The following is a 2,650-nucleotide window of genomic DNA, read 5'->3' as shown; positions in this document are numbered from 1 at the left end:
GATCAGGGCCCGGCACTCCCGCAGCCTTCGGCCGGGGGGACCCCCAGAGCACGCACCTGACGCCGCGCGGCCGCCCTCCGGGCGACGACGGGAATTGTCAGACAGGCCCTGTGCTGGGACCGCGGACGTCGGAGCCAGGAGGCGGCCAGGGCACCAGCGCGCGTCCGTCCAGCGGACAGCCACCCCCGCCGCCCCGAGCCCGGTGCCAGACTGAACCGCATGAGTCAGAAAGTCGCAGTCCTCGGCACCGGCAAGATCGGCGAAGCCCTGCTCAGCGGGATGATCCGCGGCGGCTGGGCACCCGCCGACCTCCTGGTCACCACCCGCCGCCCCGAACGCGCCGAAGAACTCCGCACCCGCCACGGAGTCACCCCGGTCAGCAACGCCGAGGCCGCGAAGACCGCCGACACCCTGATCCTCACCGTCAAGCCCCAGGACATGGGCACCCTCCTCGACGAACTCGCCCCCCACCTGCCCGCCGACCGCCTCGTCATCAGCGGCGCCGCCGGCATCCCCACCTCCTTCTTCGAGGAGCGCCTCGCCACGGGCACCCCGGTCGTCCGCGTCATGACCAACACGCCCGCCCTCGTCGACGAGGCGATGTCCGTCATCTCCGCCGGCAGCCACGCCACCGCCGCCCACCTCGCCCACGCCGAGGAGATCTTCGGCGCCGTCGGCAAGACCCTGCGCGTCCCCGAGTCCCAGCAGGACGCCTGCACCGCCCTCTCCGGCTCGGGCCCGGCGTACTTCTTCTACCTGGTCGAGGCCATGACCGACGCCGGCATCCTGCTCGGCCTGCCCCGCGACAAGGCCCACGACCTGATCGTCCAGTCGGCGATCGGCGCCGCCGTGATGCTCCGCGACAGCGGTGAACACCCCGTCAAGCTCCGCGAGAACGTCACCTCCCCCGCCGGCACCACCATCAACGCCATCCGCGAACTGGAGAACCACGGCGTACGGGCCGCCCTCATCGCCGCCCTGGAGGCAGCCCGCGACCGCAGCCGCGAGCTGGCCTCCGGCAAGAAGGACTGAGGCCGGACCGACCTCACGGGGACGGCGGACTACCGCGCCGCGTTCGACGCCGGCTCCGGTGCGGCCGTCCCCGAGAAGGCCCCCGGCGGCAACAGCCCGATCGCCCGGTACGCCGTATCGACGATCGGCCGGGCGATCGCCCGCGCCTTGTCCGCCCCATGCCGCAGCACCTCCTCCACATGACCCGGATCGGCACACAACTCCTTGTGCCTGGCCTGCACGGGCCTCAGCACCTCCACCACCGCCTCCGCGGTGGCCCGCTTCAGAGCACCGTACGAATCGTGAACGGCCGCCAGTGACTCAGGGTTCCCGCCCGTGCACGCAGCGAGAATCTCCAGCAGGTTCGCGACCCCCGGCCGCGCCTCCCGGTCGTACACGACCTCCCGCCCGCTGTCGGTCACCGCCCGCATGACCTTCTTCCGAATCACGTCCGGCTCGTCGAGCAGATAGACGATCCCGGGCCCCGAGTCGTCGCTCTTCCCCATCTTCGACGTCGGATCCTGCAGGTTCATCACCCGCGCTGCCACGGACGCCACCGTCGCCTTCGGCACCACGAACGTGTGCCCGTACCGCTGGTTGAACCGCACCGCCAGGTCCCGGGTCAGTTCCACGTGCTGCGTCTGGTCGTCGCCGACCGGAACCTCGTCCGCCCCGTACGCCAGGATGTCCGCCGCCATCAGCGCCGGATAGGTCAGCAGGGACAGCCGCACCCCGCGCCCCCGGGTCCCCTCGCTCGCGACCTTCTCCTTGTACTGGATCATCCGCCGCATCTCGCCGTCCGTCGCCACGCACTCCATGAGGTACGACAGCCGGGTGTGCTCGTCGACGTGACTCTGCACGAACACGGTGCACAGCTCCGGATCCAGCCCCGCCGCCAGCAGCAGCGTCGCCGCCTGCCGGGTGAGCCTGCGCAACCGCGCCGGGTCGTGGTCCACGGTCATCCCGTGCAGGTCGACGACGCAGAACACGGCGTCGGCCCGGTGCTGGTCCACCTCGGCCCACTGCCGCATGGCCCCCAGGTAGTTCCCCAGGGTCAGGTGCCCGGTCGGCTTGATCCCGCTGAAGACCCGTGTCATTCCTTCTCCACCTCCTGGCCGGAGCCGCCGTCCCGGGCGGCCGGCCCTCAGGAGTTCCGGAGGGAGAAACACGAACGGCCGCCGAGGGGGCGGCCGTTGGATGCGTACGTGAGCGCGGCCGCCGTCAGGCGGCCCACCACTGCTGGGTGCACGTACGCGTAGTCATGTCGTGCACCATACGCCGCCGGGACGCCGTGCTGCCGCAAGTTGACACACCCCGAGCGGCTACGTAGTGTTCTCCGAGTTGTCCGACGTGAGCGCCGACCCCGGTCGGTCCCCGGACAGCCATTCCGCAAGTACCAACCAGCACTCGGCGCCATGGTGTCGTGTTGCTTCGGCGTGCGTATTCGCGAAATGAGGAATCCACGTTCGAAAGGACGCGGCCCCGATTAGCTCGGAGGCCGGGAATCCGCTAAAGTCTCACTCGTCGGAACGGCCCAACAGCCGGGATGACAAACCCCGCTGACTGGGAATCAGGGCCGAAAGGATCTGATAGAGTCGGAACCGCCGGAAAGGGAAACGCGAGAGCGGGAACCTGGAAA

Annotated in this window: 2 protein-coding genes; one reads left to right on the top strand and one right to left on the bottom strand. The window is 70.2% G+C overall.

Annotation, left to right across the window (positions count from 1 at the left end):
* The first annotated feature begins 219 nt into the window (after positions 1-219).
* Positions 220-1,032 (top strand): pyrroline-5-carboxylate reductase, encoded by an 813-nt coding sequence (gene proC, locus AB0958_RS44915; RefSeq protein WP_366896258.1) that lies wholly within the window; start codon positions 220-222, stop codon positions 1,030-1,032.
* Positions 1,033-1,061: 29 nt separating this feature from the next.
* Here proC and trpS read toward each other — a convergent pair whose 3' ends face one another.
* The gene (gene trpS, locus AB0958_RS44910) at positions 1,062-2,108 is read right to left on the bottom strand and encodes a tryptophan--tRNA ligase (RefSeq protein WP_366896257.1); all 1,047 of its coding nucleotides are present in this window, start codon (positions 2,106-2,108) and stop codon (positions 1,062-1,064) included.
* Positions 2,109-2,650 lie beyond the last annotated feature (542 nt).

Origin of the sequence: Streptomyces sp. NPDC006655 (assembly GCF_040703965.1) — a bacterium.
GTDB lineage: Bacteria > Actinomycetota > Actinomycetes > Streptomycetales > Streptomycetaceae > Streptomyces.
The sequence above is the reverse complement of the archived record's forward strand: the minus strand, read 5'-3'. Positions and strand labels throughout refer to the sequence as shown.